General features: G+C 33.8%; 23 protein-coding genes. 16 read left to right on the top strand and 7 right to left on the bottom strand.

The window, feature by feature from the left end; genetic code table 11:
• The 10 genes from AC0NBN_RS17095 to AC0NBN_RS17050 form a co-directional block, all read left to right on the top strand.
• Positions 1-1,804 (top strand): copper-translocating P-type ATPase (locus tag AC0NBN_RS17095; protein WP_160814035.1); only part of this gene is annotated, 1,804 nt, incomplete at its 5' end.
• A 23-nt stretch (positions 1,805-1,827) separates the two neighbouring features.
• Positions 1,828-2,559, top strand: a complete 732-nt coding sequence (locus AC0NBN_RS17090; protein WP_160814036.1) for a DUF72 domain-containing protein — start codon at positions 1,828-1,830, stop codon at positions 2,557-2,559.
• A gap of 115 nt (positions 2,560-2,674) precedes the next feature.
• A complete protein-coding gene (locus AC0NBN_RS17085) occupies positions 2,675-3,541 on the top strand; it encodes a polysaccharide deacetylase family protein (RefSeq protein WP_160814037.1) in 867 nt (288 codons plus the stop codon).
• 215 nt (positions 3,542-3,756) lie between these two features.
• Positions 3,757-4,416 carry a YggS family pyridoxal phosphate-dependent enzyme gene (locus AC0NBN_RS17080; RefSeq protein ID WP_160814038.1) on the top strand — a complete coding sequence of 220 codons (660 nt, stop codon included), beginning with the start codon at positions 3,757-3,759 and terminating at the stop codon, positions 4,414-4,416.
• A gap of 56 nt (positions 4,417-4,472) precedes the next feature.
• The gene (locus tag AC0NBN_RS17075; protein ID WP_089744428.1) at positions 4,473-5,657 is read left to right on the top strand and encodes a sigma-54-dependent transcriptional regulator; all 1,185 of its coding nucleotides are present in this window, start codon (positions 4,473-4,475) and stop codon (positions 5,655-5,657) included.
• A 71-nt stretch (positions 5,658-5,728) separates the two neighbouring features.
• A complete protein-coding gene (locus AC0NBN_RS17070) occupies positions 5,729-7,093 on the top strand; it encodes an MATE family efflux transporter (RefSeq protein ID WP_143884314.1) in 1,365 nt (454 codons plus the stop codon).
• A 281-nt stretch (positions 7,094-7,374) separates the two neighbouring features.
• Positions 7,375-7,674, top strand: a complete 300-nt coding sequence (locus tag AC0NBN_RS17065) for a hypothetical protein (protein ID WP_160814039.1) — start codon at positions 7,375-7,377, stop codon at positions 7,672-7,674.
• A 100-nt stretch (positions 7,675-7,774) separates the two neighbouring features.
• Entirely contained in the window at positions 7,775-8,221 is a 447-nt protein-coding gene (locus AC0NBN_RS17060; protein ID WP_160814040.1) for a phosphohydrolase, read from the top strand.
• 37 nt (positions 8,222-8,258) lie between these two features.
• A complete protein-coding gene (locus tag AC0NBN_RS17055) occupies positions 8,259-8,834 on the top strand; it encodes a hypothetical protein (protein WP_160814041.1) in 576 nt (191 codons plus the stop codon).
• Positions 8,824-9,516: a DUF2490 domain-containing protein gene (locus tag AC0NBN_RS17050; protein WP_160814042.1), complete on the top strand. Its 693-nt coding sequence runs from the start codon at positions 8,824-8,826 to the stop codon at positions 9,514-9,516. Before AC0NBN_RS17055 ends, AC0NBN_RS17050 begins: the two co-directional genes overlap by 11 nt.
• Positions 9,517-9,600: 84 nt before the next feature.
• On the opposite strand, the gene AC0NBN_RS17045 is transcribed toward AC0NBN_RS17050, so the two are convergent.
• Entirely contained in the window at positions 9,601-10,317 is a 717-nt protein-coding gene (locus AC0NBN_RS17045) for a DUF2490 domain-containing protein (RefSeq protein WP_160814043.1), read from the bottom strand.
• 51 nt (positions 10,318-10,368) lie between these two features.
• Positions 10,369-12,180: a TonB-dependent receptor domain-containing protein gene (locus AC0NBN_RS17040; RefSeq protein WP_160814044.1), complete on the bottom strand. Its 1,812-nt coding sequence runs from the start codon at positions 12,178-12,180 to the stop codon at positions 10,369-10,371.
• Positions 12,181-12,551: 371 nt separating this feature from the next.
• Here AC0NBN_RS17040 and uvrA point away from each other — a divergent pair, with 371 nt between their 5' ends.
• From uvrA to AC0NBN_RS17020, 4 genes are all read left to right on the top strand, one after another.
• Positions 12,552-15,341, top strand: coding sequence for an excinuclease ABC subunit UvrA (uvrA, locus tag AC0NBN_RS17035; protein WP_160814045.1), 2,790 nt, complete (start codon positions 12,552-12,554; stop codon positions 15,339-15,341).
• A 17-nt stretch (positions 15,342-15,358) separates the two neighbouring features.
• Positions 15,359-15,628 (top strand): hypothetical protein, encoded by a 270-nt coding sequence (locus AC0NBN_RS17030; RefSeq protein ID WP_160814046.1) that lies wholly within the window; start codon positions 15,359-15,361, stop codon positions 15,626-15,628.
• A 75-nt stretch (positions 15,629-15,703) separates the two neighbouring features.
• Entirely contained in the window at positions 15,704-16,471 is a 768-nt protein-coding gene (locus AC0NBN_RS17025) for an HNH endonuclease (RefSeq protein WP_160814047.1), read from the top strand.
• Positions 16,472-16,533: 62 nt separating this feature from the next.
• Entirely contained in the window at positions 16,534-16,731 is a 198-nt protein-coding gene (locus AC0NBN_RS17020) for an HpaII family restriction endonuclease (protein ID WP_474468917.1), read from the top strand.
• 18 nt (positions 16,732-16,749) lie between these two features.
• Here the strand turns inward: AC0NBN_RS17020 and AC0NBN_RS17015 are convergent, their stop codons facing one another.
• Positions 16,750-18,171 (bottom strand): APC family permease, encoded by a 1,422-nt coding sequence (locus tag AC0NBN_RS17015; protein WP_160814048.1) that lies wholly within the window; start codon positions 18,169-18,171, stop codon positions 16,750-16,752.
• 143 nt (positions 18,172-18,314) lie between these two features.
• On the opposite strand from AC0NBN_RS17015, the gene AC0NBN_RS17010 reads away from it, so the two are divergent.
• A complete protein-coding gene (locus tag AC0NBN_RS17010) occupies positions 18,315-18,824 on the top strand; it encodes a DUF4920 domain-containing protein (protein WP_143884320.1) in 510 nt (169 codons plus the stop codon).
• 38 nt (positions 18,825-18,862) lie between these two features.
• Here AC0NBN_RS17010 and AC0NBN_RS17005 read toward each other — a convergent pair whose 3' ends face one another.
• Entirely contained in the window at positions 18,863-19,972 is a 1,110-nt protein-coding gene (locus AC0NBN_RS17005; RefSeq protein WP_160814049.1) for a M14 family zinc carboxypeptidase, read from the bottom strand.
• Between the two features lie 780 nt (positions 19,973-20,752).
• Between AC0NBN_RS17005 and AC0NBN_RS17000 the strand changes: the two genes are divergently transcribed.
• Entirely contained in the window at positions 20,753-21,301 is a 549-nt protein-coding gene (locus AC0NBN_RS17000; protein WP_474468908.1) for a helix-turn-helix domain-containing protein, read from the top strand.
• Between the two features lie 57 nt (positions 21,302-21,358).
• Here the strand turns inward: AC0NBN_RS17000 and AC0NBN_RS16995 are convergent, their stop codons facing one another.
• The 3 genes from AC0NBN_RS16995 to AC0NBN_RS16985 all read right to left on the bottom strand — a co-directional run bounded on the left by AC0NBN_RS16995 (position 21,359) and on the right by AC0NBN_RS16985 (position 24,462).
• The gene (locus AC0NBN_RS16995; protein ID WP_160814050.1) at positions 21,359-22,525 is read right to left on the bottom strand and encodes a proline dehydrogenase family protein; all 1,167 of its coding nucleotides are present in this window, start codon (positions 22,523-22,525) and stop codon (positions 21,359-21,361) included.
• A 64-nt stretch (positions 22,526-22,589) separates the two neighbouring features.
• Complete coding sequence (locus AC0NBN_RS16990) at positions 22,590-23,519, bottom strand: UbiA family prenyltransferase (protein ID WP_474468906.1); 930 nt, start codon at positions 23,517-23,519, stop codon at positions 22,590-22,592.
• Positions 23,520-23,529: 10 nt separating this feature from the next.
• A complete protein-coding gene (locus AC0NBN_RS16985; protein ID WP_143884325.1) occupies positions 23,530-24,462 on the bottom strand; it encodes a mevalonate kinase family protein in 933 nt (310 codons plus the stop codon).
• Positions 24,463-24,521 lie beyond the last annotated feature (59 nt).

Below are 24,521 nucleotides of genomic sequence, written 5' to 3'. Positions count from 1 at the left end.
AATCGAACTCACGTTAAATATGTTCAGCTTAATTGCTTTGGGAGTAACTGCAGCATTCATTTTTAGCGTTATCGCGCTAACGTTTCCTGATTTGCTTCCGCACGAAATTCGAGGACACAACCATAAAATTCCTTTATATTTTGAAGCCGTCTGCGTGATTATAACTTTGGTAATTCTTGGTCAGCTGATGGAAGCTTTAGCCCATAAAAAAACAGGAAATGCCATTAAAGAACTGATGAATCTTTCTCCCGATGAAGCGAATCTGATGATTAACAACGAAGAGAAAAGAGTTCCGCTTTGCGAAGTGAAAATCGGGGATATTATAAAAGTAAAACCAGGTGAAAAAATTCCTGTTGACGGAAAAATTATCGACGGAAACTCTACTGTTGACGAAAGCATGATCACTGGAGAACCCATTCCTGTTGAAAAAAATAAAAATGATCTGGTAACATCAGGAACCATCAACGGAAATCAGGTTTTCATCATGAAAGCAGAGAAAGTAGGCGATGAAACTTTGCTTTCCAAAATTATTAAAATGGTGAATGATGCAAGCAGAAGCCGCGCTCCTATTCAGAAACTTACCGATAAAGTTGCAAAAGTTTTTGTTCCTGCCGTAATAGTTGCTGCTGTTATCACTTTCGTGCTTTGGCAGATTTTCGGACCGGAAAACCAAAAGACGCTGTACGCTTTTATCAATGCTGTGGCGGTTTTAATTGTAGCCTGTCCCTGTGCTTTAGGCTTGGCAACACCAATGTCTTTGATGGTAGGAATCGGAAAAGGTGCTAAAAACGGAATTTTAATTAAAAATGCAGAGGCTTTAGAACAAATGAATAAAGTAAATGTTCTGATTACCGACAAAACAGGAACTTTAACGGAAGGAAAGCCATCGTTGGAACATATAGAAATTACAAACAATTATGATCAATGTTTAATTGTAAAATTAGCCTATTCATTAAATCAAAATTCAGAACATCCACTTTCAAATGCTGTGATAAAAAAAGCAAAAGACGAAAATATTACTGCTGAAAAAGTAGAAAAATTTGAAAATATTTCGGGAAAAGGCGTTAAAGGAATTATTAATGGGAAAATGGTTTATTTGGGAAATGAGAATCTTTTGGTTTCACATAATATTCAAATTTCCGGAGATTTAAAATTAAAAGCTACCGAAATTCAGTCAAAAGCGCATACCATTTCATACATTGCTCAGAAAAATGAGGTATTAGGATTTATAAGTTTCACGGACAAAATTAAAGAAACCTCCAAAAAAGCCATTCGACATTTGATGAAGGACGGGATTGAAGTAATCATGATGACAGGAGACAACGAAAATACCGCAAAAGCAGTTGCTGATGAGCTCGGAATAAAACACTTTAAAGCCAATTGTCTTCCTGAAGATAAACTGAACGAAGTAAAAAAACTTCAGCAAAAAGGAAAAATTGTTGCAATGACCGGTGACGGAATCAACGATTCTCCTGCTTTGGCACAGGCAAATATTGGGATTGCAATGGGAACCGGAACCGATGTGGCAATAGAAACGGCAGAAATTACCTTATTAAAAGGTGATATTACGGGAATTGCAAAAGCAAAAATTTTAAGCGAAAAACTATTGAGAAACATCAAAGAAAATTTATTCTTTGCATTTATTTATAATGTTTTGGGAATTCCGGTTGCGGCAGGATTGTTGTATCCTTTTTTTGGAATCCTTTTGTCACCAATGATTGCGGCGGCAGCGATGAGCTTCAGTTCTTTATCGGTGATTTTAAATTCATTGAGACTGAATTCTGTAGATCTGGATATTAAATAAATTATTAATTCCGAAACAACAATATGAAAGAAGGTAATATCTATATCGGCTGTTCAGGTTTCTATAATAACGACTGGAAAGGCTCGTTGTATCCCGAAAATGCCCAAAGCAAAGATTTCCTGACTTTATATTCTAAAGAATTTAATACTGTTGAGATCAATTCAACCTTTTACAGAAAACCTACGGCAAAAACATTATTGAAATGGTTTGATGAAACACCTGATGATTTCAGATTTTTTATTAAAATCCCTAAGACCATTTCGCACGAAAAGCGCCTGAAGGAATGTAAAGAGGAAATTAAAGAATTTTGTAATCATATTCGGACTCATTTACAGGATAAACTTGCAGGTTTTTTGTATCAGTTTCCTCCATCATTCAAAAATACGGATGAAAATCTGGATTTAATCACCAATAATCTTGATTTTGACTATTTAAATGTGATTGAATTTCGTCATAATTCGTGGTGGAATGATGACGTTTATTCAGCTTTATTCTCAAAAAATATTATTTTTTCGGGTGTTAGTTTCCCGGGAAATCTTTCTGATGAATTGATCATTAATCATCCGCAACTATTTTATTATCGTCTTCACGGGAAACCTGTTCTTTATAAATCGGAATATCCTCAAAATGAATTGGAAAATTTAGCCCAAAATATTTTAAATTCAGGAAAGAAAGGCTTTATTTTCTTCAATAATACTTGGGGAACAGCAGCAGTAAAAAATGCTGTTGCACTAAGGACAATGATTCAAAAATAATTTTTAATGAAATTTCATTAAAAAGTGAAAATAATATAAAAATGTGGTACAAATTTTGCTAAATTTACCGTGTAAAATTTAACAATTTTTAACAATTTAATTTCCACTAATTTTTATGAACAAAACTTTTGCGGAAAAGTCTTTAAAACAGACTTTTCTTGGGATGCTTGCAGTGATGAGTGCAGCATCAGCCTTTTTAACTGGTTGTAACCAGAAGTATGAAACAAGAGAATCTGAAAAGATTTTCACAGAACAGCCTCCCCTCGCAAAAGTCCCCGTCACCGTGGAAGATGAAGAAGTTCCTGCAGATAAAAGAGTCATCTATCTTACTTTTGATGACGGTCCAAACCGCGGAACCGAAAACCTTCTGAAAATTTTACAAAAAAGGAATGTGTGTGCTACAGCATTTTTAATAGGAAAACATGCATCAGACAGCAAAAAACAGAAAGCTGACCTTGAAAATATGAGAAGCAATAATCTGATAGAGCTTGCCAATCACAGCTATGCCCATGCCCATCATAAATATTCTGAATATTACAAAAATCCCGAAGCAGTAGTACAGGATTTTAACCGTGCAAAAGACAGCCTCAAACTTACCGGGAAAATTGCAAGAACACCCGGAAGAAATATCTGGAGACTCAACAATATCAACGTAACAGATATTAAAAGCTCTTCAGAGGCTGCTAATCAGTTACAGAAAGCCGGATATAAAGTCATCGGCTGGGATCTTGAATGGAAACCTACCCATAAAATGACACTTAAAGGAAATCACGAAGCTATACTGAAAAAAGTGGACAGTATTTTCTTTAATGATCTTGAGAAAACATCAAGACATCTGGTATTTCTTACACACGATCAATATCTTACGGATGCAGATTCTGTGGAAGAGCTGGATCAGTTTATTGCCAAACTTCAGAAATCCAACAGGTTTGTTTTTAGAAAAATTTCGTCATATCCGAAAATCAACGAGGTTCTGAATTGATTTCACACATATTTAATGAAGCAGTTTAAAAACTAAACCATTAAAGGAAATAAGAAGTTAAGCAATATTAATTAAGAAAATCAATAGATTTTAAATAAGACAATCAAAAATAAGCTTAACTTAATACTCTTAACTTCTTACTCAGCGATTCTAAACTTCTGTAAATCTCTGAGATTTATTTAATTTTTTATTTTAAAATTCAGAAATTTGCAGTTATGAGCATTCAGGAAAATTACAATGAAATAAAAAGCAGACTTCCGGAAAATGTTGAATTGGTAGCGGTTTCTAAAACACATCCGGTTTCAGCAATTCAGGAAGTTTATGATCTCGGACAAAAAGTTTTTGGCGAAAACAAAGTACAGGAGCTGTCGGAAAAACAGCCGCTGCTTCCGAAAGATATCAAATGGCATCTGATCGGGCATCTTCAGACCAATAAGGTAAAATATATTGCAGAATTTATTGATACTATTCAGAGTGTGGATTCCGAAAAACTTCTGAATGAAATCAATAAAGAAGCCGCGAAACACAACCGCAAAATAAAGGTTTTGCTTCAGGTGAAAATAGCTGAAGAAGAAAGCAAATTTGGTCTGGAAATTTCTGAAGCGAAGATTTTGTTTGAAAAATTTACTATAGGTGAATTCCCAAATATTGACATCACGGGTTTGATGGGAATGGCAACATTTACCGATGACGAACATCAAATCAGAAAAGAATTTTCAGTATTGAAAAATTTTTTTGATGACCTGAATTATACTCACAAACTCAATACTTTATCAATGGGAATGAGTGACGACTTTCCTATTGCCATTGAATGTGGTGCCAATTCGGTACGTGTGGGCTCTGCAATTTTCGGAAAACGAGATTATTCAAAATAGAGATTTAGGAATGATATTTGCTAATAATCAAGCAAAAATTAACTAAATTTGCAACTATGCAAAAAATCCTTATAGTAGAAGACGAAAAAGCAATTTCCGGAGTACTTCACAGTATCCTTTCCGACGAACTTACTGATTATGAATTTGTAATTGCCGATGATGGTCTGGAAGGCTACAAACAAGTTGAAAAAGAAGATTTTGCATTGGTGATTTCAGACATCAAGATGCCAAAACTTTCAGGTACAGAACTTTTAAAGCAAAGCTTGAATCTGAAACCTGAGTCTACCTTTATTATGATTTCCGGTCATGCTGATATAGATTCTGCGGTTTCTTGCCTGAAAGATGGAGCTTACGATTTTATCTCTAAGCCTATTGACATCAACAGATTAATTACCAGCGTTAAAAATGCTTTAGCAAAAGAGACATTAAAGAAAGAAAATAAAAATCTGCAGTCTGAAAATAAAACTCTGAAAAAGAAAGTCAGCAAAAAATACCAGATGATTGGTGAATCTGCTCCTTTGAAGAAAATTCAGGATATGATCGAAAAAGTAGCTGCTTCCGATGCAAGAGTTTTGATTACAGGTCCCAACGGAGCCGGAAAAGAACTGGTTGCTCATGCCATCCATAACCTGAGCGAAAGAACAAGAGGACCAATGGTAGAAGTAAACTGTGCAGCTATTCCTTCCGAATTGATAGAATCTGAACTTTTTGGGCACGTAAAAGGTTCGTTTACAGGAGCTATCAAAGACAAGCAGGGGAAATTTGAGCAGGCAAACGGAGGTACCATTTTCTTGGACGAAATTGGTGATATGAGCCTTATTGCTCAAGCAAAGGTTCTAAGAGCATTGCAGGAAAGCAAAGTTTCACCGGTAGGAAGTGATAAGGAAATAAAAGTAGACGTAAGAGTTTTGGCTGCAACCAACAAAAATATGCAGACAGAAATTGAAGCCGGGAGATTCAGAGAAGATTTATATCACAGACTTTCTGTAATTGAAATCTATGTACCACCTTTGGATGAAAGAAAAGACGACATCAAACTTCTGGTTGAGCATTTTGCCAAACTTATTTCTGAAGAGCACGGAACTGCTTTGAAAAGTTTTGATGATACAGCTATTGACGCATTGAAAGAGCTTTCCTGGACAGGAAATATCAGAGAGCTGAGAAATGTGGTAGAAAGATTGATCATTCTTGGTGGAAACACTGTTTCTAAAGAGGATGTTGCAAGTTTTGTAAGGAAATAATTTAATCATAAATTAAAATAAATTCTAAAAATTTGCAGTAACTATACTGCAAATTTTTTTTGTAAATTAAAATGGCTTTTTTAAATAAAAACTACACCAAAGAAGCACTTACACTAGCTCTTCCGGTGATGCTTACGCAGGTAGGACAGGTTTCTGTAAACCTTTTTGATAATATTATTGTAGGCAAACTTCTGGGAGCAGATGCATTGGCGTCTGTATCTTTAGGCAACGGGGTATTTTTCTCAATGTTTGTTTTGGCTTTGGGATTTTCTTTTGCTATTCCGCCTTTGGTTTCAGAAGCGCATTCTCAGAATGATCATAAAACCATTAATTCTGTTTTCAGCCATGGCTTTGTTATCAATATGTCTGTCGGAATCATTCTTATGGCAATATTATTGGCAGGAATGCCACTGCTCTATCATTCTGGTCAGCCTGAAAAAATCATTCCAGATACTGTAGATTTTCTCACGATCATGGCAATCAGTATTATTCCTTTCATGGCTTTTCAGACTTTAAGAGAAGTTTCAGAAGGATTATCATATACAATTGGAGTAACGAAAGCGACCATTATTGCCAATGTCATCAATATTGTACTGAACTATGTTTTCATCAAAGGACTTTGGATTTTCCCTGAAATGGGGGTTAAAGGATCTGCTTTGGCAAGTTTGATCGCAAGAATTTTTATGGTTATTTTTCTTTATTATGTTTTATTAAAAGAGCCTAAAACCAGAATATACATCAAAGAGTTTTCTCTGAAATTGCAGGTTTTTTCAAAAAAAATGTTTGAAAAAATGGTAAGACTGGGCTTCCCTACTGCTTTACAGATGTTTTTTGAAGTAACCGCATTTGCAGGAGCTGCATTTATCTGCGGATTGATTTCTGCTCATGATATAGCTTCGCATCAGATTGCGTTGAGTATGGCTTCTTTCACTTTCAATTTGTGTATTGGTTTCAGCGTTGCATCAACCGTGATGATAGGAAGAAAATTGGGCGAACAAAACTTTATAGAACTCAGAAAGATAGGAATCAACAATCTCAAAATTTCTTTTCTCTTTATGTGTCTTTGCGGATTGCTTTTCATTTTAGGACGAAACATTCTGCCTACATTTTTCACAAAGCCTGAAGAAGTGGAAGTTATCATGCTGGCGGCAAAACTGATGATTATTGCAGCTTTATTCCAGCTTTCTGACGGAATTCAGGTAACGGCTTTAGGAATGCTGCGAGGTTTACAGGACGTGAAAATTCCGTCTATTTATACTTTCATTGCGTATTGGCTGATTACTATTCCTTTAGGATATTTTCTTTGCGTAACGATGGAAATGGGCGCATTCGGAATGTGGATTGCGCTTGGATTGGGACTTACGATCTCTGCGATGATGCTTGTAAAACGTTTTCTTAATTTATCCGCAAAAAGAATTAAATCGAATCCCATATAAATTAGAAGCGGTCTTTTGATCGCTTTTTTTATTTTGAATATTTAAAACAGCATCAGTAAAAGTTTTGGAAAAAATCGGAATGAAATACGACAAAGATTTTAATTTTGATGGTCATGAAGGGGTTGTTTTAAAAATAAACAATGACAGTCTTTAAATAATAATAATCTGGTTAAATTTTCGTTAAAATAATTTAGTAATTCCAGAAATATGGAAATAGTATGTATATTAGTCTGAAATTACGAATAAAATAACAACAGTTTATTGATAAATAACATTTAAAGATGAAAATTTTAATTTTTGGTTTATTTACTTTTTCTGCTTTGGTTTCGGCACAGACAGAAATTAAACCGCTTCCGATAGACCGTTCACAGCTTTTTAATAAGGAGAATACGAAAATCTTAGATTCAGTTTCTAAAAATCCGTTAGACAGTTCGATTGCAAAACTATACAAAATGCCTGTTCATAAGCCTGAAAATATCAATTCACACTCTGCACTAAAACTCAAGCCAGCAGACAGCACGAAACATAAAATGCCAAATGCACTGGAACCTGTTTTGAGATCTAAAATCTCCTCGAAATAACATACCTACTATCGTCTGTGGATAAAATTATGAGATTTATATCCTGAATCAATGAGTTTGTCTTGTATGTTTTTTATTTTTGTATTTAGTTTTACAAAAAATGACAAAAGAGGAACTTCTGAACAAGGCTATAAAAATAGCAGACAAGGCACACAAAGGTCAAAAAGATAAATATCACGCTCCATACATCGCTCATGTTATGCGTGTAATGGAATACGGAAAAACACTTGACGAAAAAATTGTAGGTGTTTTGCACGATGTTGTTGAAGATCATCCTGAAGAATTCAGCTTTGAATATTTAAGATCGGAAGGTTTTCCTGAATATATTCTCTTTGCAGTGAGCTGTCTCACCAAATTTGATCCTGATGAAGTGTATGATGATTTTATAAAACGTACCGAAAGATCTCCGCTTGCCGTAGCTGTAAAACTAAATGATCTTCGCGATAACATGGATTTGAGAAGGGTAAATCGTGAGCTGACTCAAAAAGATATTCAAAGATTTAACAAATATCTGAAAGCATATCGGTATCTTTCAGAAAAGTATTAGTCCTTATCTTTTTATATATCAAACAAAACAGGAAACTATGTATAAACTTTTGGTGTTTTTGATTGTATTTTCAGTTTCAGGAAATCTGTATGCACAAGAAAAATTTGAAAAAGAAAGCAGAATAAAATCAAAAGATATTCCCGAAAAAATGCTGTCCTTTATGGATTCTCTAAATTTGAAAACAAAAATAAAATGGTATCTCGAAGAAGGACTCAACAAAAAAAGTTTTGAGGCTAAATTTAGAAATAACAATGTAAAACACAGCGTTGAGTTTGATTCATTGGGAGTAATCGAAGATGTGGAAATTGAAATCAGTTTTGCAGAAATTGAATCTGAATTGAGAAAATCTATTTCCTCAAAACTTCAACAAAGCTGTTCAGATTACAAAATCAGAAAAGTACAAAAACAGTTTAGCAGAAGTGAACATGACTTATTTGCTCTTTTGAAAAACGGAAGTATTTTCAGCAATATACAAAAAGCAGGATATGAGATTGTTGTAAGATGCAGAACACAAAATTCAGTTGATCTTTATGAATATTTATTTGACGATAAAGGCAACACAGTTTCAAAGGCAAAGATAGTTTTTAAAAACAGCACCCATCTTGAGTACTAAATCAATTACAATATTTTCGTTTTTTTTGCTTTTGCAACTGAATAATTTTTCTCATGCCCAAAGCAGTTTTCAGTGGGGAGCTTTACCTACTTTAAATTTTAATAAAAAACTAAAAAAAGACTGGTCTTTAAATTCTAAGATTGAATCCCGAATGCTTTTTCAACGTGGCGAAATAGGTGGAGAACCCGACAAAAATTACACCTATGTTCTTACTGACTTTTCTATAATTGCGGCAAAAAAAGTAGGACTCAACTCGAGAATTGGAGGAGGATATCTTATTCGAGTGCAGGAAGATAATATATATCATCGTTTTATACAGCAATTTGTTATTATTCAAAAGCTTACTAAATTTCGCCTTGCACATCGTTTTTTAAGTGATCAGACTTTCTCAGCAATTGAAGATCCTGAATTCCGTCTCCGATATAGAATTACATCCGAAGTGCCTTTGAACGGAGAATCTGTTGACTCCGGAGAATTTTATCTTAAAATTAACAATGAATATGTTAATAGTTTGCAATCGGGTTCATACGATCTTGAAATAAGAGTAATTCCTTTTCTGGGTTATGAAGTAAACGATGCAATAAAAATAGAAACAGGATTAGACTATAGAGTCAATTCGTTTTTTACCAACAATACACGACACAGCTATTGGATGTCTTTAAACTTTTTCTTCGAACTATAAAAAGTTTAGCAAAATTTGCCACTTATAACTTAAATCATTTTTTTAATTTGTAGTGTATTTGTGGATGATTCTTCAAAAACAAGATCAATCAACTCCCGGAAAGTGATAGACTTTTTTCTCACTTCCGCTGTCATCAATATTGATATTGAGTGCCAGATAAACGAAATGTAGGTTTCGGTTTCCTTTTGCTTCAAATTCTCTCTGCCAAAGATAGCCGCAAAGAATTCCGAAATATTTGTCAATCTGATAACCCGTTCCGCCATATACTCTGTTTCTTGCGAAAGTTGGTTTATTGGGACTTACGACAAACATTTCGTCAAAAGCATTTACAAATATAGTTCCAGGTTCTACTTTTTTAGAATTGAGCGGAACAGTTACATTGAGTCGGTATCGGTATCGCATTCTTTGAGATCGTTCATCTTTTTTAGAATCATAGAAAAAAGATTTTTCAATACGAAATCTGTTTTCAAACTTTACAATTCCCTTTTTGATATCAATCACATCTTGCAGCCAAACCCTCAGTTCTTCTTTATTGATACTGTGATCTTTATAAGTTGCATATCTTCCGATTCCAATAAAAGGCTTGTGATTTTTAGTAAGATTATAACCTATACCTCCTTTTATCTCATAATAATCAGGATATGAATATTCTTCAATTCCCCGTAGCTGAGTTTCGCCAAATAAAAAGAATTTCGGATGAAACTTATAAGTAAGTGTTACAGCACTAAAGCTTGAAACATGTTCCTGTGATTTCATAAAACTAAAGCTTATCAGTAAAGCCAAACTTAAAATAAGTTTCATCCAAAAAATTTTTGCAAAAATAAAATAATTAACAGAACTGTAATGTTAAGTTTACTTAATGTTAATATTGTAAGAAACTCCTAAATGAAACCATCTTTGAGGCATTGGGACACCAAATGTTTCTGTATATTCTGTATTGGTTACGTTGTTAATCAAAGCATAAACGGAAAAATTATTTTTATTAAAACTGATTTTTTCGTCTAAAAGATGATAGCTTCCCAGATTTATTCTGTCATTATATCGGTATACCAATTCATTGGTGAAATACTTCAGAAATCTAGTCTGAAGTTTTGCCACCAACTGATGTTTAAGATTATCAAGAGCATAACGCGAATTAAGCCCGTTGATATCTTTAAGTTTATTATCCAGATAAGTATAACCTAAAGTATATTTCATCCAGCCTAAAACCTGATGGCTGATTTCTGCTTCCAATCCCTTAATTTCAGTATCTCCGATATTTCTTGAATACCAGACCGGATCCTGCAGTGAAATTTTAGTCCAGTCAATTGCATTGTTGGAACCTCTGTAAAAACCACTTAGTTTGGCTAAGATATTTGCATTCTGGTATTGATAGCCAAGCTCTGCATAAACAGCACTTTCGGGCAATAAGTCAGGATTCCCCTGCTCAGTTTTACTTGTATAGTATAAATCGGTAAAAGTTGGTACTCGGTGAACTTTTGAGATATTACCATAGATTTTGTTATTTTCAAAAAATGTATATCCCAAATCAAGTCCCGGATAGAAGAAGTTTCCATTGGTAGAATAGTTTGCCCACGATGCTCCCGGAGAAATGTTCAATTTATTATCAAAAAATGAAAAATGGTGTTCAAAAAATACCTGTGTTACAAAACGTTCTCGGTCACCTAAATTATTACTGGATAAAAATTCTTTTCTCAACTCAACACCTAATCCTGTTGTACCCAAACCTGAAGTATAGCTGGAATTTACTTCTCCTCCTACATTATTTCCGATATGCATATTCCTGTAGATTTCAGGTTTTTGTCTGTTGAAAAGATACATATCCTGACCTCTTCTCCAGTAAACATTAGAATTGAGCTTAAATTTCCCAAAACTCTGCTGATGGGCAACACTGATGATAGAAGCCTGTAACTCCTCATACTGTTCTGTCGCAAGTGGTGAAGCATAAAAACCGTTGGCTCCAAACTTTTTCTCTGAAAACCCTGCCTGCATTTTCAGACTTCCGTTTTTGATATTGAGCTGATTTTGGTAAAATACATTTCTGATATCAAAATCGGTATTATATCGGTAACCTTGGGAAGAATTGGAATTTGCCTGTAAAGAATTTGAGAACTTCTCGTTTCCCACATTTGCATTAAATCCAAAACCGTACGTTTCATAATCTCCGGCATTGGCACTTATTTTTACATTCTTCCCAACATGAGTTTTAGTAATAATATTGATGGCACCTGCATACGCATTTTGTCCGAACCTTCTTGCTGCAGGACCTTTAACTATTTCTATTCTCTCAACATCATCCAGATCTACAGGAATATTAAGAGAATTATGTCCGGTTTGAGAATCATTCATTCTGATACCGTTGATGAGAATCAAAACCTGCTCAAAAGAACTTCCCCTAAAACCCACATCACTCTGTACTCCGTTGGCTCCTCTCCTTCTGATATCCATTCCCGGAACCTGCTGCAGAATTTCATCAATACTTACTGCCGGAGAATTGAGAATTTCGTCTCTTGTGATAATTGAAATATTCTGGTTGGCGTTTTTATAAGTCGTTGCAATAAATTTTCCCTGAATCTGCACCGAATCTATATCAGATATTTTTATCTGAGCTTCTGTATAAAGTGCACCTAACAAAAAAATTATTGTTCCTAATTTTCTTTTCATAACAGTCATTATTTTGAAGCTTTCAAAATTAGCAGACTTTCCTTAAACTAAAACGTGATACTTATCATAAAAAAAGATGCAGTTTTGCATCTTTAAAAAACATTTTCGATCTACCTTTTTCTCATTAAATGTGTATTAAATCTCTGAATAGTTTTCTCATTTAATTACAATTTTATAAGTGTAATTTTAAAACAAAATCAATTATTACACAACATAATTTTTAATAAATCAGTAATAAATAATTTTTTAAAAAAAAAATATTACATCATAATTCAATTATATAATATTTATAAAATAGCTTTTGTATTTTAGGATTTGAATAATAAGAAAAACCATCAAAAATTCGTAATTTTGTTGGTCTTAATATTAATATGGCTGCAACAACAGAAATAGATATAAAAAAACAGGTTTTCGTTAAAAACGCACATCTTAACAACCTGAAACACATAGATGTTCTTATCCCCAAAAATAAACTGATTGTCATAACAGGAGTTTCCGGAAGCGGAAAATCTTCTTTGGCATTTGATACCATTTATGCGGAAGGACAAAGAAGATATGTAGAAAGTTTAAGCTCGTATGCTCGTCAGTTTTTAGGTAAACTGGAAAAACCGAAAGTTGATGATATTAAAGGATTGGCTCCTTCCATTGCTATTCAGCAGAAAGTGATCTCATCCAATCCAAGATCTACAGTTGGCACTTCGACGGAGATTTATGATTATATGAAGCTGCTTTTCGCAAGAATCGGAAAAACCTATTCACCCGTTTCGGGCGAGGAAGTAAAAAAAGATTCGGTGACGGATGTTGTAGATTTTATTAAAAATTCAAAAAAAGAAACACCGTTTTTACTAACGGCTCCACTCAGTTTTGATATTGACAATTTTACTGAAACGCTTAATATTCTTAAGCTTGCAGGTTTCACAAGACTTGAAGTCAACGGAAATGTTGCAGGAATTGAAGATCTGGAGAGTTTTGGTTTTGTTCCCGAAAAGGAAATGATCATCAATCTCGTTATCGACCGTTTTACCTACGAAGATGACGAAAGTTTTCTTCAGAGACTTGCAGATTCTATACAGATGGCTTTTTATGAAGGAAGAGGATACTGCGCACTTAAAAATACCGAAACCGGAAAAATAAAAGAGTTTTCTAATAAATTTGAACTCGACGGAATAGAATTTCTTGAACCGAATGTTCATTTTTTTAGTTTTAATAATCCATACGGAGCCTGTCCTACCTGTGAAGGATATGGAAAAGTGATCGGAATAGATGAAGATCTGGTTATTCCGAACAAAGCTTTGTCGGTTTTTGAAGATGCTGTTGCTGCATGGAAAGGTGAAAGCATGAGCGAATGGAAGAAAGATTTCATTAAAAAAGCAAATGACTTCCCAATTCACAAACCTTATCATCAGCTTAGTAAAGATCAGAAAAACTATCTCTGGAAAGGTGACGGAAAAAGCAGTTTCCCATCTCTGAATAATTTCTTCAAAATGCTGGAAGAAAATTTATATAAAATTCAGTACCGTGTAATGCTTTCACGTTATCGCGGAAAAACGCTTTGCCCTACCTGTGAAGGTTTGCGTCTGCGTGAAGAAACCGCTTGGGTAAAAATTGATTCACACAATATTCAATCAATGATAGAGCTCCCGCTGGATGAGCTTTTACCTTTAATTCAAAATTTAAAGCTTTCTGAACACGATCAAGAAGTTGCCAAAAGACTGCTGTACGAAATCACTACAAGACTTGAGTTTTTATTGAAAGTAGGTTTAGGTTATCTTACCTTAAACCGTACTTCCAACACACTTTCCGGTGGCGAAAGCCAGAGAATTAATTTAGCAACAAGCTTGGGAAGCTCCTTAGTAGGTTCCATTTATATTTTGGATGAGCCGTCCATCGGTTTACACTCAAGAGATACAGAAAATTTAATTGAAGTTCTAAAAAATCTCCGCGACATCGGAAATACCGTTATTGTAGTAGAACATGATGAAGATGTGATGAGAGCAGCCGATTATATTATAGATATTGGTCCTGAAGCTGGATATTTGGGCGGTGAACTGGTTTTTGCAGGTGACTTTAAAGAACTGAAAAATGCAGATACGCTTACTTCAAAATATTTAACCGGAAAATTAGAAATAAAAGTTCCTGAAAAGCGTAGGAAAGCAAAAGAATTTATTCATATTAAAGGAGCAAGATCCAACAACCTGAAAAATATTGATGTAGATGTTCCGTTGGAAAGTCTAGTCGTTATTTCGGGAGTTTCCGGAAGTGGAAAATCTACTTTAATGAAAGAAATTCTGACGAATGATATTCAGATTCAGTTGGGAATGGGCGGAAAAAAGGGTGATTATGATTCAGTGGAATTTCCAAAGAAATTGATCAAGCATATTGAGCTGATTGACCAGAATCCAATCGGAAAATCTTCACGTTCCAATCCTGTAACGTATCTAAAAGCATACGACGACATCCGTGATCTTTTTTCTAAACAGAAAAGTGCCAAACTGATGGGCTACAAACCCAAACATTTTTCTTTTAATGTGGATGGCGGAAGATGTGACGAATGCAAAGGAGAAGGCGTAATCAATGTTTCGATGCAGTTTATGGCAGATATTGAGCTGGAATGCGAGGTTTGCAAAGGAACCCGTTTTAAAAACGAAATTCTTGAGGTGAAGTTTGACGAAAAGAATATCTCGGATATTCTTCACATGACCGTAGATGAAGCACTGGAATTTTTCAGAGAAAATAAAGAAGATAAAATCGTAACCAAACTGACACCTCTTCAGGATGTAGGTTTAGGCTATCTGCAGCTCGGGCAAAGCTCTTCCACTCTTTCGGGTGGTGAAGCGCAACGTGTAAAACTGGCTTCTTTTTTGGTGAAAGGAGTAACCACAGACAAAACTTTGTTTGTGTTTGACGAACCTTCAACCGGACTTCACTTTCACGATATTCAGAAATTGCTGAAATCTCTTCAGGCTTTGATTGATTTGGGACACTCTGTAATTGTTATCGAACATCAACCCGATATTATGAAATGTGCCGATCATATCATAGACATCGGTCCTGAAGCAGGAAAACACGGCGGAGAAGTTGTTTTTGCCGGAACTCCAGAAGATTTAGCGAAAAACAAAAAATCGCATACCGCAAAATATATAGCAGAAAAGCTGGGTTAAATGAATTTGGATGAAAAATGAATAAAACATATTTTAAATATAAAGAACACCCAGGGGATTTTTTCAGAAATACCAATATTGTAGAACTTCCAAACCCTCAAGATGATTTACAGGACTTTTTAGTTCAATTTCTAAAATCTTATCAATCTGATGAAAGAATAGCTCACATTGATGATCTGCATAAGTTTCTTGATAATGACTTTTACCATGAAGAAGATAAAAACAATTTCATGAAAATAGTTAGCAATAAAACCGAACAAGAAATTCATAATGAAATTCAAAAATAGAAGCTCAACTAAAAAAAGAAGCATATGAAAATTTTTATAGCCTTGTTCAATCTAAACAAATTGAAATAATTTACAATGGCGAAGATTAATAATTGGAGTAGAGAAGAAACTATCATTGCATTTAATGTGTACTGCAAAATCCCTTTCAAAACCAGTAGTAAAAGCAATCCTACAATTATAAAATATGCTAAAATAATAGGCAGAAGTCCTTCAGCTTTGAATATGAAAGTTGGAAATTTTGGAAGACTGGATCCAGAACTGAGAAAACAAGGAATTGTTGGATTAGGCAATGGAAGCAAACTTGATGAAATTGTTTGGAATGAATTTAATGGAAATTGGGAAAAATTAGCTTACGAAAGTGAGTTATTAATCGCTGAATTTCAAAACAAAAAAGTTGAAGAAATTATTGATGATGAAGTTTTTGAATTTCCGCTTGGCACAGAAAGAGAAACCATAATCAAACAAAGAGTAAATCAAAACTTTTTCCGTTCTACAATTCTTTCTTCATATAATTTAAAATGTTGTATTACAGGATTATCAATTTCAGACTTTTTGGTAGCAAGTCATATAATTCCTTGGAAAAAAGATGAAAATAATCGTTTAAACCCTCATAATGGTTTATGTTTAAATTCAATTCATGATAAAGCTTTTGATAAAGGCTTCATTGCGGTTACACCAGATTACAAAATAAAAATTTCAATGTATTTTGAAGATTTCAAAAATGACAAAACTGTTTCTGATTTTTTTCTAAAACACGAAAATCAATCTATCATTTTACCCGACAGGTTCTTGCCTTCTAAAGAATTTTTGGATTGGCATTATACAAACCTTTTCAAAAAATAGGTTGCAATTTCTGTGATTTTTATAGTTAAAAATTCTTAATCAAGAGTTGTTAATATTTTTCAATATGTGGTTATTTAATTGTAAAAACCGACGGAGAAATTTTGTGCTATCATATTTACAACAAAAACGAGTTTGAAAATTATCTGCTTGCCAACACAAAACTTGAAACCGCAAGTACTTCCAGACACGGATTTGGAGAAGTCTATGAAGAAAATGGAGAATTATTCTTTAAATTAAATCTTCAAATCCGATTCAGGTAAAATTGAAATTTTGATTTTTTACTTTAATTTTTCATTATATTTTCTTCTATTAATAAAGTAATACACCGGAAGTCCGATCATTACCATCAAAAATCCGGGCCATGTATATTGCTGTTTATAAATAAGAAGCAATACGCAGAAACCGGTTCCGATCAGCAGATAAATAATCGGAGTAATCGGGTAAAGCCATGTTTTATACGGTCTTTCAAGTTCTGGTTTTTTTATTCTAAGATAAATAACGCCGAATACGGTAATCATATAAAAAAGTACAATCACAAACGAAATCATATCTAAAAGATTACCATACTGTCCGCTCAAACATAAAACCGATGCCCAGATTCCCTGCATCCAAAGCGCATTTTCAGGAACCTGATTTTTATTATTCTTAACAGCAGATTTGAAAAACAACCCATCATTTGCCATCGTCTGGAAAACTCTTGAGCCTGCCAGAATCAGTCCGTTGTTACACCCAAAAGTGGAAATCATCACCAAAACAGCAATAATAACTGTTCCCGCATTTCCGAAAATATTCTGTGAAGCCGAAACCGCAACTCTTTCGTTAGCCGCAAAAGCAATAGAATCCCGGTCTAAAGCATTGAGATACACAAAATTAACCGCAATATAAAGCAACATCACCGCAGAAGTTCCTAAAATCATGGCTTTGACAACATTTTTTTTCGGATTTTCAATTTCGCCCGAAACAAAAGTTACGCTTTCCCAAGCTACAGAACTGAATACCGAACCCACCATTGCGGCAGCAATACCGCCTAATAACGCCATTCCGGAAATAGATTCCCAACCTGTCTGAAGAAAATTTCCTTTTATATCTTTATCCAGATTATTAAATGCATCGGTCCCAAAGCTGAAATTTTCTGCCAAATGAGAAAAATCTACCAGTATAAATCCTAAAGCAATAAGACCTAATAATGCAAGAATTTTTGAACCTGTAAAAATATTCTGTAACAGTTTACCGCTTTCTACACCCCTCGTATTGATATAAGTAAGCAGAATAATCACTAAAATTGCCAGAATCTGGATCCATGTAATCTGAAATTCTCCACTCTGAAATATAGGTGCCGCATCATTGAGCCACGGAACAAGGTAAGCGGTAAATTTTCCGAATGCCATTGCTACGGCTGCGATAGTTCCGGTCTGAATGACGGTGAACAGTCCCCATCCATAAAGGAAACCCATTTTCTTTCCGAAAATTTCTGTGAGATAGGTGTATTGTCCCCCAGCTTTAGGGAAAAGCGCCGATAATTCTCCGTAGCTTATTGCAGCAGCCACCGTCATGATTCCTGTGATAATCCAGACTACAATAAGCCAGTAAGCCGATCCCAGATTTCTCATCATATCGGCACTTACAATAAAAATTCCGCTGCCGATCATGGAGCCCATCACGAGCATGATGGCATCCCAGAGTTTTAGTTTTTTCTGCATAATATAGTATTGCATCAAATATAGAAAAATAACAGTTTCCTTTTTGAATTTGTTTACTATTTTGACAATCGAATGTGATTTATCATTTAATTTCTTTGTCTGCAATTAAAAATTTATTATTACTTTTGAAAAAATTATTAATAATGAAATTTAAAGCAATATTACTTTTAGCATCATTAAGTTTATCTACTTTGGCTTTTTCTCAGGAAACACAAAAAATGGGACCACCGGAAGGAAGCGCATTGGTAGGTGATATCTATGGAGCAGGAATAGATACTAAAACAGAATCTAAGGCAATAAGCACGGAGAAACTTGGAAAAAAGCTTAAAAAAGCCAATAAAAAAGTTGAAAACGTAGCGATCAAAGGAAAAGTAACTGATGTTTGTGACAAAAAAGGATGCTGGCTGACAATTGAAACTGAAGACAATTCCAAATTGTTTGTAAAGATGAAAGATTACGGATTTTTCGTTCCTACTGCTTTAAAGGGAAAAAATGTAGTTTTGGAAGGCAGTGCAGAGAAAAAAGTAACTTCTGTGGATGAGCAAAAGCATTATGCTCAGGATGCCAAAAAACCACAAGCTGAAATTGATGCGATTACAAAACCTAAAGAAGAAATAAGATTTGTAGCCAACGGAATTAAAGTGGTTAACTAAATAAAAGAAAAAAGCGGAATCAATTTCCGCTTTTTTTATTAATCTTCTATTGTAAAATTTACTTCTGCATCCAGTTTTGGGTATTTGCTTTCAGAAACGAACTTTTTCCCGGTACAGTCAATCTCGACCCATCCTTTTCTACCTTTTACATCACCCGCTTCCATCACAAAAGGAATAAACGAAATCTCTTCTTTACCATTCTCAAAAATCTCACGGTACTGAACGGCAATATCCAAGATACATTCATGATCTGTGTTCAGCTTTACATTCCTGTAAATTACATCATAATGAGTTTCTTTATTTTCGGGAATATCATTATAAATTTCCCAGCCTTCTGTTCCTGAACGAAGTTTACACATTGCATCCAGAGCATAATAAAGCGCAATTGTGTAATATTTTCTTGTTTCTTTTCTCGTATAATCATCAATAAAATGCCCGCCTTCAAACAAAATTGTCGGCATTCCGGATTTTATAAAATTATCGCCTGTAGATGCAGGATAAAATTCATCAGAATATCTTCCGATACTGTTTGGAATTAATTTTTTAAGCTTTAGATAAACTTCAGCGATTACAGCCATACATTGTTTACGGTTTTCAGTTACCGTTCGTTCTTCATTTTCGGCAGGAGCTAAAAAGGAGAGCGTAGCAGGATTTAGCCCGTCAGTTGTAAAAATAGTTCGCTGCTCATGAAGATTCAATGCATAATCATATTTTTTAGAAGCAGCTATTTTTTTCAGAATTTTTATTTCCACACTTGCTTCATTATGAAAATCACGGTTAAGATCAATATCTGAAGCATTCAGACGAGTCCATTTTTCTGAACCGTCAGGATTAAGCATAAAAACAAAATCAAGCTTTATTTTTTCAAATAATTCTTTTTGAATCGCAGGCTCTTTTTTTAAAGTTTCCAAAAGATCTAGCATAGCGTGCGTAGCATTTGATTCGTTCCCATGCATTTGCGACCATGCCAATACAGTAATCTCTCCACTTCCTATTGAGAATTGATAAACAGGCTGATCTAAAAAAGATCTTCCAATCTCCTGAATGTAATTGCTGAAATTCTCCTGTAGATAATTAAATAATTTTTTAGGAGAAATATACCGAGCAGGAAAGTTAGGATTGGGTATATAGAAATGTTCAAAATTCATTTAATGTTAGTTTACATTGTTCAAATTTAGGTATTTGGGAACAAAAAAACCAATTAACATTTGTGAAATAACTAAACATTTACAATTGTCGTTTTGTCTGTTGATAAAATTGTGGATTAACAAAAATTTAATAATATATATTTAAAATATTTATATTCAATTATTTAAATTGTTTATATAAAGTTTAAAATGAAATTTACTTTAGGTATAAGTATGCCGACTTTTCAACATTTGGTTGTAAATAGATTAAACATGAATAGTGTGGAAAAAGCTTTGAAAAAACATATTATACATTTGTAAATTATCATGCTTATTTGTTTATTTTAACCATAATTACCTGATCTATTAGAATCTTATGACTTGAAAATTTATATGAATTAATTTTAATGCTTGGATTAATTAAAAAAGTTCTTGATACCGTAATTATTCAAATTTAGAATGAATCAATGCCTTTGCTAAGGTCTATATAATGGGTTGTAGCCTATACATCCACTATCCTACTCTACAGAATCATTTACTTCTCAAATCATTTTTTCTGTAGATAACAGCCATGAATTTTAGAAAGACAAAAGTTGTTAAGTTTTATTAAAGCAGCTTATCTAATGCGTTGCTTTAAATTGATAATAATTATACAATCTAAATACACTAAAAACATTTAACGAATAAAACATTGATTATCAATTAAATAACGCTGTTACATTTGTTTACTAAAAGATTTAAATTTGTATACAAATGTATTTTAGTATTGTAAATTAATTTTTTACATTTGTAATTAGGTTTATGAGACAAAAAATTATGAGTTTAAATGAGAGAATTTCAAAAATTATAGAATATTCCGGATATACTTCTTCAGAATTTGCAGATGAAATTGATGTGCAGCGATCATCTGTTTCCCATGTAACTTCCGGACGGAATAAACCTTCTCTTGAATTTATTATAAAAATAAAATCTCGCTTTCCTGAAATTTTGTGGGATTGGTTGGTGAATGGCGATGGTGAAATGCTGAAATCTGATTTACCTGCAGAAGAGAACGAAGAAATTATTGAACCGGAAAAAAACAAGCCTACTTCTCTACCCGATCTTTTTACGTTGATTAATGAAGAAACAAATTTGGAAGATAGTAAAGAGGAAGTAATGCCAACTTTTAAAACAACTTCAGAATCTGATATAATGCACAAAGTTCCGGAAGAAAGAAAAATATCCGATTCTCAGCGTTTAGAACAGAATAGTTCGGAACAAATTATTAAATCTGCTGAAAATCAGAATAGTAAGGTCAAAAGAATTGTTTTGTTTTATGAAAACGGAAAATTTGAAAGTTTTGAACCGTAAATTAAAAAAACTCCATCAGATGATGAAGTTTTTTGACTAATTTTTATTGAAAGAAATTTATTTTCTCCTCCTTTCCAGTTCTTTTTTTATCAAGCCCAATTCTCTTCCAGTTTGACCAGCAACAGAAGTATTTTCTCTGGCTCTTCTGGTAAGATAAGGAACAACATCTTTTACAGGTCCGTAAGGAAGATATTTCGTTGCATTATAGCCTTTATCCGCAAGATAGAAAGTGATATTGTCACTCATCCCGTAAAGCTGTCCAAAATAAATGTTTTCATGATCATTGTTAAGACCTTTTGCTTTCATTTTGTCCATCACAAGCTCAGAAGATATTTCGTTATGCGTTCCGAAAAATGCAGAAACTCTGTCCAAATGATTCATCACAAAATCAATTCCTGAATTATAATTTTTATCAGAAGCATCTTTGGTTGGCTGTATAGGATCCGGATACCCTTTTTGTACTGCTCTTTCTCTCTCTTTTTCCATGTAGGCACCACGAACAATCTTATAACCAATAAAATAGTTTTTATCTTTTGCCCGCTGAAGATGCTGCTCCATATATTCCAGTCTGCCCGTTCTGTACATCTGAATGGTGTTCCATACAATTGGCTTTTCCTGATTGTATTTTTCCATCATTTCTTCACACAGTTGATCTGCAGCATCCTGCATCCATGTTTCTTCTGCATCTACCATAACTTTTTTGTTGTTCTCATGGCAAAGTCTGCATACCTCATCAAATCTTTTTACTACTCTCTGCCACTCTTCTTTCTGGCTTGAAGTAAGCTCAGATCCTTTTCCTACAGCTTCGTAAAGATCAATTCTTCCAAAAGCAGTGGGTTTGAAAACAATAAAAGGAATAGCAGGATTTCCTACAGAAAATTTAACAATATCTTTAATTTCATTACAGACTGCATCAAAAGTTTCTTCGTCCTCTTTTCCTTCAATGGAGTAATCAAAAATACTTCCTACCCCTCTTTTGAAAAGCTGTTTAACCACTTTCATGCTTTCTTCACGGGTTTCTCCGCCTACAAACTGTTCGAAAAGTGTATTTTTAACAATTCCTTTCACAAAAGGAAAATCATTGTGGACAGTAAAATTCAGGACAGAGGTGCCAAGATTGGTTAATGCAGGCTGTTCAATCATTTTAAACATCCAGTACGCTTTTTTAAGCTGTGCATCTGTTTTATCTGCAAAAGCAACTTTAGTATCGTTAAAAATGGGCATTCTTTTATGTTAAATTTATTAGTACAAATGTAAGAATAACCACCACTTTATTAAAGTTTTTTCTTTATAAATTACCCTGAATTCCTGAAATAAGCATTGCCATAATTCCTATAAAAATCCAAAGTCGTAAAATATTGAGAGTTAAAACTTTAGATTGTTTTGAAGAATTAATTATCAAATAAACACATAAAATCATAACAAATATTCCCGCCACAAAATAATTGTACATAGAACCCGATATATCTGTTCTGGTAACAATTTTCATAGAAACTGCCATCGTAATAATAAATAATGATATGACAATTGTATTGGTCTTTTTTACATTAAAAAAGTTGGGAATTGTAATGTAACCAAATGTCTTATCAACACTTTTTGTCAACATATCTTTCACTATATCAACGCATAATAGAACCAAGAACAGAAAAATTGCCATCAAAAATATTTTAATGGAAAATGTTTCGTAATACACCATCATTCCAAAAAACGGATATAAAGTGAGACTGACGAAAGTGAGATTATTAATCACTAAAATACGGCTCAGCTTATGGCTGTAAAACCACATAAAAAACTGGTAAACAATAAAAAATATAAGAACACGGTGAGAAATGAAGCTTGCAACTCCGAGCGAAATAACCGTCAATATCAAATAAAAATACAGAAAATACTTTTGCTTGATAAAACGCTGTATTCTGGTTCTGAATGGTTTAACAAGATGATCTTTTTCCAAATCATAGAATTGATTAATGATTCCTCCTGCCAGAATAGAAAGAACTGTGCAAAAAATAATCCCATGAACTTTAAAATCAAACACAAATTTTCTGAAAGATTCTTCTTGGTTAAACAGAAAAAAAGTGGAAACATAAAGCGCAAAAGTAAGCAAGGCAGCCACAAAAAAACGTGCGCCTAAAAGAAAGCCCACGAATTGTGATAATCTGTATAGTAAAGATTTCTGGATATAATTTTTCTGTTGGAAACTCTCTTTTTCAGAAATCATTTCCAAGTTTTTAGAATCTGTAAATCACTTCCTTCTGGAAGCCATCAAGCATTTTTTCTGCTTTTTCGTAGTCTTTAGTAAACCCAAGAATATAGCCGCCACCGCCGCTTCCGCAAAGTTTAAGATAATAGGCATTGGAATCCAGACCTTTTTTCCAGATGTTGAAAATACTTTCTGGAATCATTGGACGGAAATGCTCATAAGCCCAGTGGGAAAGCTTCTTAAGATTTCTAAAAAACGGATTCATATCCTTTTTAAGGAAAGAATCAATACATGCATTATTGTACCTGATAAACTCTTCTTTCAGTGTTTTTCGGAAGCCTTCTGTCTTCATCTTTTCAAAGAAAATCTGAATCATTGGTCCCGTTTCTCCTGTAATACCGGAATCAATCAGAAATATGGCTCCTTTACCTTCCTCGCCTTCTGGAATTGCTACTTTATCCAGATTTTCTTTATTTTCAATAAGAATAGGCAGATTCATGTAGCAAATCAAAGGATCCATTCCTGAGCTTTTCCCGTGAAAGTAACTTTCCATTTCACCAAAAACAGCTTTTATATTTTTCAGGTTTTCTTTAGAAATGGTTTCAGGATTATGTTTTGTGAAAGAATATTTTTCAAAAATTGCTGCGACCAAAGCTCCTGAACTTCCAACTCCATATCCCTGAGGAATATTGGAATCGAAGAAAAGACCTTTCGAAATATCATTTTTAAAACGGCTGACGTCTAGCTTAAAACTTTCAGGAAGTATAAGGTTTTCTAAAAAATCTGCGTACTTCTGCAAATGATGATTAGATTTTTTTTCGAATTCTGAATCGGAATTTTGCTTTGAAAACTTTAAGGTTCCCTTATAAAAACTATACGGAACTACAAGACCTTGTGAGTCTTCTATCATTCCATATTCTCCGAAAAGGATTATTTTAGCATAAAATAAAGGGTTCGTCATTGTGTGTTAATATGTTTTTGCAAAGTTAAGATATTCTGCTGAATATTTAACAAATTTTA

This window comes from Chryseobacterium sp. L12 (assembly GCF_056133985.1).
This window is presented reverse-complemented; position numbering and strand designations above follow the sequence as displayed.